General features: G+C 45.1%; 13 protein-coding genes. 6 read left to right on the top strand and 7 right to left on the bottom strand.

The genetic code is table 11. From position 1 onward, the window contains the following. Positions 1-103: 103 nt before the first annotated feature. The 4 genes from L5M40_RS17575 to L5M40_RS17560 form a co-directional block, all read right to left on the bottom strand. On the bottom strand, positions 104-796 hold the full coding sequence (locus L5M40_RS17575) for a type 1 glutamine amidotransferase domain-containing protein (RefSeq protein WP_263177004.1): 693 nt from the start codon (positions 794-796) through the stop codon (positions 104-106). 59 nt (positions 797-855) lie between these two features. After that, positions 856-2,013: an iron-containing alcohol dehydrogenase gene (locus L5M40_RS17570; RefSeq protein WP_263177003.1), complete on the bottom strand. Its 1,158-nt coding sequence runs from the start codon at positions 2,011-2,013 to the stop codon at positions 856-858. 172 nt (positions 2,014-2,185) lie between these two features. After that, a complete protein-coding gene (locus L5M40_RS17565; protein WP_263177002.1) occupies positions 2,186-2,782 on the bottom strand; it encodes a TetR/AcrR family transcriptional regulator in 597 nt (198 codons plus the stop codon). 312 nt (positions 2,783-3,094) lie between these two features. Next, a complete protein-coding gene (locus L5M40_RS17560) occupies positions 3,095-3,406 on the bottom strand; it encodes a pyrimidine/purine nucleoside phosphorylase (protein ID WP_063884943.1) in 312 nt (103 codons plus the stop codon). Positions 3,407-3,764: 358 nt separating this feature from the next. Here L5M40_RS17560 and L5M40_RS17555 point away from each other — a divergent pair, with 358 nt between their 5' ends. Next, entirely contained in the window at positions 3,765-5,720 is a 1,956-nt protein-coding gene (locus L5M40_RS17555) for a methyl-accepting chemotaxis protein (protein WP_105251072.1), read from the top strand. A gap of 141 nt (positions 5,721-5,861) precedes the next feature. On the opposite strand, the gene ovoA is transcribed toward L5M40_RS17555, so the two are convergent. Beyond that, entirely contained in the window at positions 5,862-7,976 is a 2,115-nt protein-coding gene (gene ovoA / locus L5M40_RS17550; protein ID WP_263177001.1) for a 5-histidylcysteine sulfoxide synthase, read from the bottom strand. Between the two features lie 365 nt (positions 7,977-8,341). Here ovoA and L5M40_RS17545 point away from each other — a divergent pair, with 365 nt between their 5' ends. Continuing rightward, the gene (locus L5M40_RS17545) at positions 8,342-8,737 is read left to right on the top strand and encodes a hypothetical protein (protein ID WP_105251074.1); all 396 of its coding nucleotides are present in this window, start codon (positions 8,342-8,344) and stop codon (positions 8,735-8,737) included. A gap of 39 nt (positions 8,738-8,776) precedes the next feature. Here the strand turns inward: L5M40_RS17545 and L5M40_RS17540 are convergent, their stop codons facing one another. Continuing rightward, positions 8,777-8,959 carry a hypothetical protein gene (locus tag L5M40_RS17540; protein ID WP_105251075.1) on the bottom strand — a complete coding sequence of 61 codons (183 nt, stop codon included), beginning with the start codon at positions 8,957-8,959 and terminating at the stop codon, positions 8,777-8,779. Positions 8,960-9,320: 361 nt separating this feature from the next. On the opposite strand from L5M40_RS17540, the gene L5M40_RS17535 reads away from it, so the two are divergent. The 4 genes from L5M40_RS17535 to L5M40_RS17520 all read left to right on the top strand — a co-directional run bounded on the left by L5M40_RS17535 (position 9,321) and on the right by L5M40_RS17520 (position 13,172). Continuing rightward, on the top strand, positions 9,321-10,172 hold the full coding sequence (locus L5M40_RS17535; protein ID WP_263177000.1) for a PfkB family carbohydrate kinase: 852 nt from the start codon (positions 9,321-9,323) through the stop codon (positions 10,170-10,172). A gap of 315 nt (positions 10,173-10,487) precedes the next feature. After that, a complete protein-coding gene (locus tag L5M40_RS17530) occupies positions 10,488-11,948 on the top strand; it encodes a diguanylate cyclase (protein ID WP_263256969.1) in 1,461 nt (486 codons plus the stop codon). Positions 11,949-12,083: 135 nt separating this feature from the next. Next, on the top strand, positions 12,084-12,779 hold the full coding sequence (locus L5M40_RS17525) for an MOSC domain-containing protein (RefSeq protein ID WP_263256967.1): 696 nt from the start codon (positions 12,084-12,086) through the stop codon (positions 12,777-12,779). A 36-nt stretch (positions 12,780-12,815) separates the two neighbouring features. Continuing rightward, positions 12,816-13,172 carry a DUF4870 domain-containing protein gene (locus L5M40_RS17520; RefSeq protein ID WP_263256966.1) on the top strand — a complete coding sequence of 119 codons (357 nt, stop codon included), beginning with the start codon at positions 12,816-12,818 and terminating at the stop codon, positions 13,170-13,172. Between the two features lie 76 nt (positions 13,173-13,248). On the opposite strand, the gene L5M40_RS17515 is transcribed toward L5M40_RS17520, so the two are convergent. Further along, the gene (locus L5M40_RS17515) at positions 13,249-15,165 is read right to left on the bottom strand and encodes a methyl-accepting chemotaxis protein (RefSeq protein ID WP_263179374.1); all 1,917 of its coding nucleotides are present in this window, start codon (positions 15,163-15,165) and stop codon (positions 13,249-13,251) included. Positions 15,166-15,364 lie beyond the last annotated feature (199 nt).

The following is a 15,364-nucleotide window of genomic DNA, read 5'->3' as shown; positions in this document are numbered from 1 at the left end:
TTGGCTGTCGCACTATTATGGTGCGACAGCTCTTTTTAACGTATTTAGCACACTTGTGCGCCTGTCTTTGTTCATTTCAAGCTGAGCGTCGCGTATTTATCGCTTAGCCTCTCGCATTCAATTGCGCAACTATGGTTTCGGCTACGGCTTCGGATGATCCCGGATTTTGGCCTGTGATCAAATGGCCATCTGCGACGACAAAGCTTGTCCAGTCATCACCTTTGACATAATTGCCACCATTTTTCTGCAGCATGTCTTCAACCAAAAATGGCACGATATGAGTGAGTTGCACGGCTTCTTCTTCAGAGTTGCTGAAACCGGTAACACGCTTGCCGCTGACCAATGGCTTACCATCACTGGTTTTAGGGTGCTGCAATGCAGCAGGCGCATGACATACGAGCCCTAGGGGTTTATTGGCTTGATAAAACTGTTCAATTAAGGCGATAGAATGTTTATCTTCGGCAAGATCCCACAGTGGGCCGTGACCGCCCGGATAAAAAACCGCATCATAATCGGCTGCATTGATTTCACTTAAGCGAGTGGTATTCGCTAGCAGTGCTTGAGTCTCAGGATCTTTGCTAAAGCGCGCAGTGGCTTCGGTCTGAAAATCTGGCTCATCACTTTTTGGATCGAGTGGTGGTTGACCGCCCAGTGGTGAGGCTAAGGTAATGTCAAAACCTTTATCTTTAAAAACATAAAAAGGTGAGGCGAATTCTTCTAGCCAAAAGCCGGTTTTTAAACCGGTATCACCGAGTTTATCATGCGACGTGAGTACCATTAATATATTCATTTTCATACCTTTACCTAAGTTGCTCACATCAATACGTGTGAGCTTTGGGTTTAGTTCATTTGACGTTATAGGGCTAAAGTCAAAATGTTACGGCTCATGGCTGGGTCAATATTGCCATGTTCGCCGAGTGCCACCATGCCGTGCAGTTCAAGCTGTTTCACTACGGTATCAACGTGGTTGGCATTGAGATCATAGGCAGATAAATGTGTCGGTATGCCCATGGCTTCGAAGAAAGCCTTGGTTTTTGCGATAGCGGCGTCGATACGCTCGTCATCTGTACCTGTGTTGATGTGCCACACACGGTCGGCGTACTGGAGTAACTTTTCGCGTTTAGCCTCTTTTGTACATTTCAACAGGGCCGGTAGTACGATTGCCAATGTGCGCGCATGGTCGATATCGTAAAGTGCAGTTAGTTCATGGCCAATCATATGGGTTGCCCAGTCGTGGGGAACACCGACACCAATCGTGCCGTTGAGTGCCATAGTGGCAACCCACATTAAGTTCGCGCGAATGTCGTAATCTTCGGGTTGAACTAGTACTTGTGGACCAAGCTCAATCAAGGTTTGTAAAAGACCTTCGGCAAATCTGTCCTGCACGGCGGCGTTAACTGGGTAAGTGAGGTATTGCTCTGTGATATGTACAAAAGCATCTACCACACCGTTGGCCACTTGGCGCTCTGGTAGGGTGAAGGTTTTCGTCGGATCAAGTATTGAGAATTGTGGATAAACCAAGTCATTACGGAATGGCAGCTTAGCTTGCAGTGATTTGCGGGTCACTACGCTGGCGTTGTTCATTTCGGAACCGGTCGCAGGTAAGGTTAAGACTGAGCCAAAAGGCATAGCTTGAGTCACATTTGCGCCCCAGCTAGTGAGAATGTCCCAAGGTTCACCTTCGAATACCGCTGCAGCGGCAACAAATTTAGTACCATCGATAACCGAACCACCGCCAACCGCGAGGAGGAAGTCGATATTCTGCTCACGCACTTGGGCGACGGCTTTCATTAAGGTTTCATAGGTTGGGTTTGGCTCAATGCCATCGAACTCGACAACGAAACGATTACCCAATGATTGTTTAACTTCGTCTAACGTGCCTGTTTTTCTAGCACTGCTGCCGCCAAAGAGGATCATCACTTTAGCATCGCTCGGTACTAGAGAATCAATTTCGGCGATAGTGTCTTTACCAAAACGGATTCGGGTCGGGTTGTAATAGTTAAAATTTAGCATGGATGATGTTATTCCTATTATTACTTTAAATGAGCAGCGTTAATTGAGCTGCATTAATTAATCGCCCGTTAAATTAGTAGACCAGTCGTCTAATTTTGGGGCGTGAAGCTGTATTCTTTAAAAATCTGGGCTGATCGATATCAGCAAATATTAGTTTTGAGTCGGTATTAGGTTAAAGGGCCGTTTTAGGCGTTAAAATGGATTCAGTCGTTACGAGTGCACGTTCGAGTGCCGCAGGGCTGTGGCCCAACTTGTTCATTAAGCTGGCGCCTAACCACATGTGATACAACATTTCTGCGGTTGATTGCGGATCTTGCTGGGCGATTGATCTATCGGTTATGCCCACTTGAACACAAGTCGTTAACCTCTCTATGATGCCGGCGGAGCCTTTAAGTAAGGCAACACGCATGGCTTCTGATAAATCGGCCACTTCGGCGCTGAGCTTAACGACTAGACACTTTTGGTCTACGCAGCCATCGGCTTGTACGTGCAACCATTGTTGCCAGTATTGCATCAAGCGTTGATGGCCTGTCAGTGCTGAGTCATTGAATAATGCGTCTAGATCTAATTGATATTTTTCAAAATAATCAGTAATAAGCGCTTCGCCAAATTGTTCTTTGGATTTGAAGTAGTGATAAAACGAGCCTTTTGGCACTTCGGCCGCCTGCAGCAGTAGGGATAAGCCGACGCTGGAGAAGCCTTTGCGTACGATCAGCTTGTAGCCGATATCGAGAATGTGCTGGCGAGTGGATTGAGTTTCAATTTTCATGTGGGTTAGGATAAATCAAATTAGACCGGTCGTCTAGTGTTGTTTTTTTCGGCGATATCAACGCATTCGATTTAGTATGCTTTGCATTGTGACTTTTGCGCTGCCTTGAGCCAGGTTAATAAAATTGCCAAATTGATAAATGTTAGACGGATAAGGCATTCTGATGGTGAAATGGTGAAATGGTGAAATGGTGAAATGGTGAAATGGTTCGGTAGGACAACATACTCACAGTGCTGAGATAAACCGTCACTGTGAGCGTTCGATTAACGATTGATATGAAATATTAATCGCACTGTCACTTAATCGAGATGACTAGAGATAGCTACAGCAATATTCGGCAATGGCTGTGTTACGAATTTTAAAGCTAACATTTGCAGCCAGCTCAAACTGAGTTCCTTCGCTAAATTCTTGCCAAGTCGTTGTTTCTGGAAGCAACACCTCAAAACGGCCGCTAGTCACTTCCATGATTTCGCCTTGGGAGGTTGAGAACTCATATTCCCCTGGTAATACAACACCTAAGGTTTGCTTGCTGCCATCGGCAAAAAATACGCTACGGCTAGCCACTTTGCCATCAAAGTAGATGTTGGCTTTTTTAGATACTGACACTTGCTCGAGTAAACTCATTATTAATCCTCTATAAATTGGCTTGGGATGAATTTATATGCATATTTAATAAATTTCAATGCATCATTTGTCGCATGGATGTGCGCATTGAATATAAGTTGATGCTAACGTTCGGTTTATCGCTTATTTCCCACTATATCATTTTGTTTGAAATGGTCGGTATGGCTTGGTTGTCATTTAAAGTTATTAATCATTTTTCTACTTAAAAATAATGAGTTGTCGGAATTTTAGTGAACTTTTGATGAAAATAGTCGGCACCGCTTTGTTTAGCTGAGATTCTTCTCCTATAGTTTTAAGGCAGGTTTGATTCTGCAAAGATTGAAGGAATGGAATTCGACGCGCGACAAGGAGTCTCACCATGGGTTTTACTCGTAAAATTCAGCTTATCAGTTTATTGATTGTCCTATTACCCCTCATATTTGCCACCGCAATAGTGACTTACATTGCTCGGGATGAATTGTTTGCCGAGGCTCAGTCTCGTTTAGTGGCTGTACGTGAGATCAAGCAACGGCAGATTGTTGGCATGTTTCAGGACTTTTCCGATAACCTGCAGGCCGTCAGCGCCGTAATTGCCAGCCAAAAAAGCCTCGATACTCTTACTGACATAGATCAAACCTTGCAGTCATTAAATAAATCCCTCGGTTTTTATGACCTATTTATTATTAGTGACGACGGCACCGTTTTATATACAGTGGCGAAGGAGTCTGATTTCGGCACCAATTTGCGTACTGGGCCCTTCCATGATTCGGGATTAGCACAGTTATTCAATAAGGCATTGGGATCGGCTGGCACTGTATTACTTCAAGATTTCTCCGCATACGCGCCTTCAAACGGTCAACCTGCGGCATTTATTGGCCAGTCGATTCAGTTTAATCAACAAAGATTGGTGGTGGCGGCTCAAGTATCAATCGATCGCATCAACAGAGTTATGCAAATTCGTGAGGGTATGGGGCAAAGTGGTGAAACTTATCTCATTGGCCCAAATAATCGTATGCGTTCTGATTCTTTTCTCGACCCCATTAATCGTACTGTTACGGCTTCGTTTGCGGGAACGGTAGCTCAGAATGGTGTTGATACGCTGGCGGTAAAGGAGGCGCTGGCTGGTAAATCGGGGGTGATGCAAGTGAATGACTATAACAATAATCCCGTTTTATCCGCTTATTCTCCTGTCGTTGAGCTCGGTTTACGTTGGGGTTTGATGGCTGAAATTGATGTGAGTGAAATTGCTGCTCCCGCCTACCGTATGATGTTTATCGGTTTATCTGTTTGTGCAGCAGCCTTAGTGTTGGCGTTCGCTGCCGCTAAGTTAGTTACAGGGTTTGTATTAAAGCCGCTCGGCGGTGAGCCTGAGGACATGTGTAACTTGACCAGTATGATCGCCTCTGGCGATTTAACTCATAATTTACCGCATGTTCAAACGGATAATCACCTGATGAGTTGGTTGGCGCGGATGCAAACTAAGCTCAAAGAAATCATCAGTCAGCTGGTGGGCGTTGGGCATGAACTTGAATCTGCCGCCGAACAAAACTCTGCCGCTATGACACAAGCCGATTGCAGTATTCAGATGCAGGCTAAAGAAACTGATATGTTGGCCACTGCAGTTGAAGAAATGAGTTATGCCGCAGCTGAAATCAGCACGAATACGATGAGATCCTCCGATGAAGTGTCCGCCTGTACCCATTCGAGTGAAATTCTTTCGCAAAACTTGGCCAGTACTCGTAAAAGCTTAAAAGTGACCTTGAGCAGTTTTGCAACTATTCATCAACAGGTGGGCAGTCTTGAGGCGGATAGTCAGAAAATCGGCTCAGTATTAGCTGTGATAAATGCGATTGCGGAACAAACTAATCTCTTGTCTCTTAATGCGGCGATTGAAGCAGCGAGAGCTGGCGAGCATGGTCGTGGATTTGCTGTGGTTGCCGATGAGGTGCGTCAGTTAGCGGTGAAGGTTCAGTTAGCAACTCAGGATATTGGGCAAGTGTTAAAAGGTATTCAGCAACAGTCAGGTGTGCTGGCGTTGCATAGTGTGACTTGTTCCACTGAAGCCTCTAAAACCGCAGAAGATGCCGATGGAATGCAGACCGCGGTGGATGATATTGCTTTGCGCTTAGAAACCTTAAAGGCATTAATGATTCAAACCGCAACCGCTGCGGAAGAACAAACAACGGTTTCGGCGACGATTGCGCAGGGGATTGCGGGCTTAAGCGTGGCGGCGGAGGAAAATAGTGCGGCTATCAGCCAAGTGGCAGCGAGTACGCGGAGTCTGTTAGGGTTAGCGAATCAGCTTGGTTTAACAACGGCACAGTTTAAGGTGTAGATATTTTTCGCTGCATTTACAGTGTTCTCACCTTAGTTGGTGCTGTAAATGTGACTGAGCTGGATGTTACACATCCGCCAGAAATGGATTTCTGGCGGATATTTTTATCAGGACTTCAGTTGGTTATCCCATGAGTGAGCATTAACGTTTACGCCAAATTGTCATTTCTGAGATGGAATGTTGGAATTTACGTTTAGTCTCGCGGATCACGAAGGGAATTTCCTTCACTGCGACCAGCTCAAATTGGCCGATCAAGGTTTCGGTCAAACCATCTAAGGTGGTGAAGTTCTCTCCTTTGACTTTAACGCCACCTAACCATTTATCCTTGGGCGTATAATCTTCAAGCCAAGTGTATGGCGAGGCAATCACAAGGTATCCACCTTGATTAATTCGCTGGGCAATACTGGTTAAAAAGTGTTTAGGCTCGTTCAACCTGTCGATAAGATTTGAGGCATAAACCAAATCATAACCTGTGTAGATGGGCTTTAAATTACAGGCATCACCTTGCATAAAGTTGACCTTTTTCGCCTCAAGCTCATATCCCAGTTTCGCGAGACTCGCACTCTTAAATTCCTGTAAGTCGCCTTCGGTACGTATGGTGTAACGTTTTTCACCTTGTTCTGTCAGCGCATAGGCCTGTTGAATAAAGCGCGCCGAGAAGTCGATACCATCAACATGATCAAACACTTTTGCCAGTTCGAAACTCGCGCGACCAACGGAGCAGCCGATATCGAGGGCTTTAGCTGTATGAGTCAATTGAATTTCACTCAGCGCTTGCTGCACACCATTGACGCAGAAGTTAGCCACCCCGAAATATTCGGCGCCATAGTGGAACTCAAGGTATTGGGAAATCAGTTCATCCGTTTCGTACACATTGACCTCGGCCATTTGAGCTGGATTTTGGGGGGATTCCACATAGCGAAAGCCCGCGTGTTGATAAAAATGTCGACGAAACGCATAGCGTGATGAAGCAATTGCCTCATTACCCGTAGAGATCCACGAGCCGCCTTTGATGAGATTATGTTTGCCATCGAAGGTTGGGGTGGAGAAATCATCGTAAAGTGGGTGTACGGCGAAGCCGTCAAAACCGTCGATTGCGGTTTCTGTCCATTGCCAAACATTACCGACAATATCGAAAAAGCCATTATGTTCGAAGCGATTCACTGGGCAAGAAGATGCGTAATAAGCCAAAGCAATATTGCCCGGCACTTCATGCCAATCGGGCGCATCGGCGGGCACATTCTCGCGTAAGATGTACCACTCAGCTTCAGTTAATAGACGTATATTGCTTTGCTTTTGTTCGGCTTTCCAATTACAGAAGGCCTTAGCTTCGAGCTGATTCACTTCAACAGGCCAGTTTAATGGCAGCGGAATTTCTTCCACTAAGTTACGTTGCCACCATTTATCTTGTCTTAAGCGCCAAAAACGCGGCATTTGTGCTTGGGTATAGGCAAGCCAAGCTTGGCCTTCTTCATTCCAAAATTGGGGTGAGCGATAGCCGCCAGCCTCGACGAATGCGAGATACTCTTGATTCGAGACTAAGAATTTAGCAGCCTTAAAGTCGTTAACGTTAAATATTTTATGGCCGTATTCATTGTCCCAACCGTAGGTTTGGTCTTGTTCAGTTTTGCCTAAGGTCACTTTTTGCCCTTTTACAGCCAATAAACTGTTGGCCTCGGCAGGGGCGGTGTCTTGGCACGCAGGCCAGAGGTGGTTGGGTGCGACATATTCCAGCGGCAGTTGGCGTATGATCACCGATGAGGTTTCTAAATGAATACGCTCATGTTCAATGCCCATCAAAATGATCCAAGCTGGACTATTTTGAGTGATAGGTAACGCTAGAGGCATTTCATCGATAACACGATTGACGACAGCATTAACTTGTTGGCGATAGCTTCGCACCTCTGCCACATCCGGCCACGGATAATGTTGTTCGTTCAAATCATCCCAAGACATCTCATCGACACCAATGGCGAACATGGATTCGAAGTTGTCGTTTACCCGTTCATCGAGAAATTTACCGAGTTTGAGTTTGTTGATATAGAAAGTGGCCGTATGGCCAAAGTAAAAGATTAACGGATGGCGCAGCGGCTCGGCTTTGAGGTAATAGGCGCTATCTTCTTGGATCAAATCATACAGAGACTCGTATAAAGCCCATGTCTGATTAAAGTATTGCTTAAGCTCTTGACGCTTTCCGGCCTCAGTTTCACCAATGAGCTTAAGGGTTTGAGGGGGTTGCGTTATGGGCTTATCCATAGACAAGTAAACTCCGTATTTATCGGCCTGCGGTGCAAGCATGGGAAGATTAATCTATCGTGTGTGACTCTATACGCGATTACTGAGCTCAGGATCACTTTGTCAGCTTAATGTGTCGGTTTGAGGCAAAGTGTTTTACAAACTAACAGAAAGACTAATTGAGTCCAACATCAGTGCTGGAGCTTAAAGCATCTCAGGTATGACCCTCTGGTTTGGGATTATCTTACAAAGAAAGTGATGCGCTCAATTTAGTGATGCTATTCCTTACAGGGATTAAAATTATTTTATCCCTGAAGAGTATTTTCTCTGTCGGGGTTAAGGCAGAATGATCCCGTCCGTAAAATTATTATGCAGGATATAACGGGATGACAATTAACGCATTATGGATACCCGCCTGGTATGAGCTTGATCCGTCGATCGTAGTGGGTGTGACTGAGGAGTTTGTTTTTCACAAGACTGCCGCAAACGAGGCGTTAAAGTTTTACAGCGGTGCAAAGGAAAACGATGCCGTTAAGGCAACCGGAACTATTTCGGCCATTAAGCACAATGTCTTGGGGGACATTGAAAGTGTCGATGCGCAGGGGCTCGATTATACGCTTGTGTTGCAAGATGGACGGCGTTTGTTAGTCAACGCAGAGGAAAACCCTGGCTTGGTTTATGAGTGGGTTGATGACAGTTGGCAGCCTTCAGATATGGTCATTACAGATTGGACATTAGCAGTACAATTTGCGTCTTTATCACCATTGACGCCAATAAAGTAATTGAAGGTTTATCGTGAGTAACTAGATGACAAAGTGCAGTTAGCGCTCGGGATCCGAGGTTGACTGCACTTTTACTTGTTCAGCCAGTTGTTGGTATTCTTGTTTGATTTCTGCAATATAAACATCGTGAAAATTCAATTCATTAAATTCTTCTATACAGAGCTGATAACGGCGTAGCTGCTCAGATTTTTCTTCGGCGGTATCCCATATTTCCATTAGCATAGCGTTTGATTCCATTCATAAATTTAATATATGTATCCAGCATGCATTTTAACTATGTCTACTGATAATTAATCGAGTCGGCTTCAAAATGGTTACGCTTCATTTTGTCCTGAGACGTTATCTTTTCTATAAATCGATTTTAAACAAAGTGTTAGAGTTAATGGTTATGTTATACCGTATGAGTGTACAACTGTTTTCCTCATCTTCTTCGGGACAAATGCTTACATCAAGGCGCTGCCATATCCTTATAGTGTTTCTATCTTGATGATTGGATTGTGCCTGTGAGCATTTTGCTCTAGATTGATATTTCTTTGTTTTTATCTTCTGGCCTTGATGCTTTTTTGCCCTTTGGAGCCGTGTAATGGCTAATATTCTGTTAGTTGCCAATCTCAACTGTGATCGGATCTTACTGCTTGATAAACCTTTAAAAACGGGTGGACGTTTCCATTATCAAGATGGCGGCCAAAGGCTCGGCGGTGGTGGGGCAAATACCGGATTAGGTTTAGTCTGGGCAGGGCATAGTGTCGCGCTGGTGAGTCAAGTGGGCCGTGATGACATGGGGGATTGGCTCATTGCAGAAGCCAGTACGCAAGGTCTCGATTGTCGTTTAGTGCAGCGCCGCGCCGGCAATACATGCGAAATGCTGCTTGTAATGACGCCAGATGGCGAGCGCACCATTATTCGGCCACAAAGACCCATATTTGAATTATCTGTACCGCCGAAATGGCAGCCATGGGACGCGCTGTATTTTAATACTTCCGCAGAAGGCTCTGTCAGCTGGGCAAAAACAGCTTTAGAACATTGTCTTGTGGTCGCGCAATTAGCCAAGGACGACAGACAGAGACCTTGTCATATTTTATTGGCCTCCATGAGTGATATTCAGGGGCGTTGTGATGGCGCATCTTGGGAATATGGCAAAAGCATTGGCGGCGATTGTCTGCGTTACTTTATTGTCACCGATGGTATCAATGGGGCTAAGGTTTACACGCACGATGAAGTGCAGCATGTTGCCGCTATCCCTGCCACAGTTGTTGATACCACAGGCGCGGGTGATGCCTATGCGGCAGGGTTGATCCACAGTCTCTGCATCGGCCAGTCGATTACTGAGGCCATGGCAGAAGGGGCGATTTGGGCGGCATTTGCGGTGGCAACTGATAGTTCTATTCCGGGTGAGGCACTAAAACAGTATTTAGAGGCGAAGCAAATCGCATGATAAATCTGCGGGCGAGCAGTTTGAGTCATCTTTCTGTCATACGTCCTTGCTAGAGTATGTCTTGTGGCGCATAGCTTGTCCCTTAACGTTTTCTTGTACTTTTCTCCCATTTATTGGTTAGTATGTTTTTTGCCTCGTTTCCCCAACGAGGCATTTTTTTGCTCAAAATAAAGTTATTCCATCGTAGAACGCCAATACGACAGAAATCTTGTGCGGCCATGGCACAATTGCGTTAACATTTATTCAACTAAAATAGTTATCGTTAAATTAAAATAATAAGCCACTCAAGGTGTTCTGTAGTCTTTGGAGTTGAGAATGGGCAATAACGCTTGGAATGATAAAAATAAATTTATTTGGCTTCTGTCTGTTTTGCTTTTGGTCGCCTTTTTAGTGACCAGCGGTATCAGTTACAAAGTGGCCCATGATTCACTGAGCCAGCAAATAGAGAGCAATACCTTACCGCTCACAAGTGACAATATTTATTCAGAAATTCAACAGGATTTGTTACGACCCATCTTTATTTCATCCTTGATGGCGCAGGATACCTTTGTTCGGGATTGGACCTTAAGTCATGAGCAAGAGCCCGAAAAACTCATTCGTTACCTTAAGGAAATCCAAGAAAAATACGGTACAGTCACTAGCTTTTTTGTGTCTGAGAAAAGTCGAAATTATTACCATTCCACGGGCATTTTAAAACAAATCCAAGATGTAGAGCCTGATGATGCTTGGTATTTTCGAGTGCGCTCTTTACCCGAATCTGAACATTATGAGGTCAATATTGATGCCGATACGGCAGATCGCAGTAAGACAACCGTATTTGTGAATTATAAGGTTTTTGATTTTGAAGGAAAATTTATTGGTGTTACCGGTGTGGGGTTGGCGGTTGAAAAGGTTAAAGCCTTAATTGAGTTATATCAAAAGCGTTATAACCGCCGAGTGTTCTTTACCGACCGGCAAGGTAATGTCACTTTGCATGGCGATCAATATGACGGTACGGATTCGCTGCAAACGAACGTAGGGCTTGATAATTTGGCTACGCGTATTTTAACCAGCCCAAGTGCCGCCTTCAGCTATCAGAAAAACGGGAAAACGGTTTATCTCAATAGTCGCTTAGTTCCTGAGTTTAAGTGGTATTTGATTGTTGAGCAGGAGGATGCGCCACAAGAGCGGGAGCTGTTAAATACGTTTTGGGGTAATTTGGCGTTAAGTCTAATGGTGACTCTAGGTATTTTATTCATCTCAAACATGACCTTAGGTCGTTATCAGCGCAAACTAGAAATTATGGCGTCTACCGATAAGCTCACTGGCGCCGCTAACCGTCAGGTGTTTGATGAGTACTTTAGGCAGGCATTAGATAAAGCTAAGCTGACACAATCGCCGATTTCAATACTCTTGCTGGACATCGACCATTTTAAAAAAGTGAACGACAGCTATGGGCATGGAATTGGTGACTTAGTATTAAAAACCATGACAAATATGCTGCGGAGCGCACTGCAGCAACAGGATATCTTATGCCGTTGGGGCGGCGAGGAGTTCTTGATTTTACTTCCGGGGATGGATTTAACCCAAGCGGCAGAACTGGCTGAGCAGATCCGTGAGCTTATTTTTCAGCGGGAAATTAAAGTGAATGGCTTACACATTTCTATTACCGTTAGTATTGGCGTCGCTGAGCATCAGGCGCTAGAGCCTGCGGAAGATCTGATCAAGCGTGCCGATCTGGCCTTGTATCAGGCTAAAGAAGCCGGTCGAAATCAAGTGGTGTTAAATCATTCATAGATTCTGCCTCGTGCTTACTGGCGGCAAGATGTCGTCTACATTTATGAGTTATTGAGTGAGTTGATTGTGTTATTGGCGCATCGCAGTTTACACTCTGGCGGTAATGCGAGATGGGTTATGGATTGGGAGTTGCAGATGTCAAAGTTGTTGATCAATAAGTTATCTGGATTGTATTTAGGGACGCATCTGCAAGAAATAGCAGGTGTCGCCACAGGTATTGATGGCAAGCAAGCTGCTCAACAACTGCTAGTACATGTCAGCCATGTTGAAGGGGATGCGCAGGCCGATCCTAAACACCATGGCGGACTCGATCGCGTGTTACATCATTTTCCCCGCGAGCATTACGGTCAATATCGTCGTTGGGATTTAATCACTCAACTCGAAGATGCGCCCAGTATGGGAGAAAACATCAGTACCGTTGGGCTGAACGAAACCCAAGTTAATATTGGTGATATCTTACAAATTGGCGCCGTAACAGTGCAGGTTACTCAGCCGCGTTCACCTTGCTTTAAGTTGAATCTGCAATTTGGTCACAGAGAATTCGCACTCGCCATGCAGCAAAGCCAATTATGTGGTTGGTTTTATAGAATCTTAACCCCAGGGATTATTCAGTTAAACGATAGGATTGAATTAGTTGAGCGTCGTACTGATATCAGTGTTGCCGAGGCCATGTCACTCTATTTCTCGCCAACGTTTAATGCCAGTGCCTATGATCGTTTAGCTTCCTGCGAGGGATTAGCGCTGAGTTGGGTTAATAGCCTACAACGCCGCTTAGCATTACAGACAGTAGAAGATTGGCAAATGCGTTTATATGGGCCGAGTGGAAAATAAGGCTTTATATTCAAAATGATAAAACAGGGATGACCTATGATTGAACCCGTTACAAAAAGTGATAAAGATTTTGGCTTACTGGTATACGCCTCAAGTTTTATTGGATACTTAGTGCCGTTGGGCTCTATTCTTGGTCCTTTGATCATTTGGCTGATGAAGCGTGAAGAGTCCGCATTTGTCGATCAATGTGGCCGTAGTTGTTTGAACTTTAAATTGAGCCTGTTGATTTATGTGATCATCAGTGCCGTATTAGCTTTGGTCGGCATTGGTTTCATCTTTTTAGCCATACTCGGCATATTCGATTTGGTGTGCACTGTGCTGGCGATAATTAAGGCCAGCGAAGGTAAAGTGTATCGCTATCCATTAACGATTAAATTTATTGCTATGGATTAATTACCTCTGCGAGTTAAAGAAAAACGCCTTAGATGGAAACATCTAAGGCGTTTTTTATGGCGTAAGTTTTAAGGTTTTACACCTTAAACTTGGCCACTAAGGTATCTAAGCGGTGTGACAGTTGATTCAAGGCTAAACTCGCCTGTGCCGCCGCTTGTGCTGTATTGGCAGTACGTTGAGTAATGTCATTGATTTCAGTGACGTTACGGTTGATGTCCTCCACAACTGTGGATTGTTCTTCCGTTGCCGCAGCAACTTGAATGTTCATGTCGCTGATAAGACCAATGCGATCGCTAATGCCAATTAACGATTTACTGGCTTCATCGACGGCCACAACGCCTTCGTGGGAGCGGGTACGACTCTGGGCCATCGCATTAACCGCGCGGCTGGCTTCCGATTGCAGTTTGTCGATCATGCCTTGCACTTCATTGGTCGATGCCGCGGTGCGTGAGGCTAAGTTACGTACTTCATCGGCCACGACAGCAAATCCGCGTCCAGCTTCGCCGGCACGTGCAGCTTCAATGGCCGCGTTAAGTGCTAACAAGTTAGTTTGTTCAGAGATTGCGCGGATCACATCTAAAATACCACCGATGGATTTAGTGTGGGTCGCGAGGGACTCAATCACTTCACCCACTTGGCCAACGTCTTTTGACAATTGGTTAATGGTATCGCGGGCACGGGTTACCACAACTTGGCCGCTGCTGGCTTCAGTATCTGCATCTCTGGCGGCAACCGCAGCTTGGGCGGCATTACTGGCAATTTCGTTAACCGTCGCGCCCATTTCATTAATGGCCGTTACCACCATCATAGTGCGATCTTTCTGCTCGTGGCTGTCTTCTAAGGTTTGTTGTGCCTGATTCGACACATCCTTAGCCGAGAAACCGAGCTGTTCGCTGGTTTGTGCCACTTCGATGACCGAATCTTGGATCTTACTGATAAAGCTGTTAAATCCCTTGGCGAGTTGCGCAATTTCATCTTCACCATTGACAGGTAGACGTTGACGTAAGTCACCTTCGCCTTCGCCTATGTCGTGGAACATCGCGGCAACTTGGGCAATAGGACGACTTACTGAACCTGCCACCACGATGGCGAGGACAATAAAGCCCGCTGCAATGATTAGCGTCCAGATTAAGATCTGATAAGCCGCTTCGGTTAATAGTGCGAATACTTCGGCCTCTGGCACCTGTGCGACTAAGTACCAATCCATAGATGCGATATAACTACTGGCAACCAGCATGTTTTCGCCATTGATTTTGGTATTGATCAGATTGAAATCACTGCGGTTTAATAATGAGCTTGAACTTGCATCCTTGTATAAGCTGCTTAGGCTGCTCTTACCAATTTGGCTCGTATCTGGGTGGAGTTTTACCTCACCTTTAGCATCCACTAAGTAGACTAAACCAGTTTCTTCAATCTTAAACGAGCTCAGCAAACGCACCATGTCATCGAGTGATTTAGCAAGCCCGACTAAGCCGCGACCATTGGGTTGTTGGTAGTTGATAAAGAGTTTGACTTCGCCGTTGGCCTCAGTAAATACGTTCAACATTCGTTCTTGGCCACTGTCTCGGTAACCAAAAAACCAGCCATCCTGCGCAGGAGTGAGCACTCGCAGAAAACCATCTTGAGTGTAGTAGGCGGCAGTTTGTCTGTCGGCGTAGGAAGCTTGCGCTAGCTTATACTGACGAGTGATGTCTTTGAGTTGGGCTACGACTTGGGTTTCTTGGGCCTGCGGTCTACCGTCTTCGAGCCATTGCAGTAACATGCGGCTACTGGCCAATTGCTCTGCAGCATTCATCAAAGTGGAAATGTCGAGATCGATCTTATTGCGAATTTGCATCATTAAGCTCGGTAATTCCGAGCCTAACATCCTTTGTTGTACGACATTTTTCGCGCTACGTTGGCTTAATACGCCGACGAGTATGGTCGACAACAGTACTGCAAATGTCACTGTTAACAGAATTTTCTGCTTAATGGTGAGGTTATTAAATATCATAAATATCAATATGCCTGTGTTGGACTATTTTGAGTTATCGGTCAACGCACTCTTGTACGGTAAAAGATTATCGGACAGAAATGTGAAAAGTTAACCTTAGTCTAGGCCGGTTGCCGAATAAAACAGCGTATAGAACACTTATTTGGCCTAACCTGTTGGTCTTGCTGTAGATCTAATTATGTAGAGTATAGATGGAAAT

This window comes from Shewanella sp. SM68 (genome assembly GCF_025653925.1).
GTDB classification, from domain to species: Bacteria; Pseudomonadota; Gammaproteobacteria; order Enterobacterales; family Shewanellaceae; genus Shewanella; species Shewanella oncorhynchi.
Note: the sequence above shows the minus strand (reverse complement) of the source record. Positions and strands in the feature narration are given on the sequence as shown.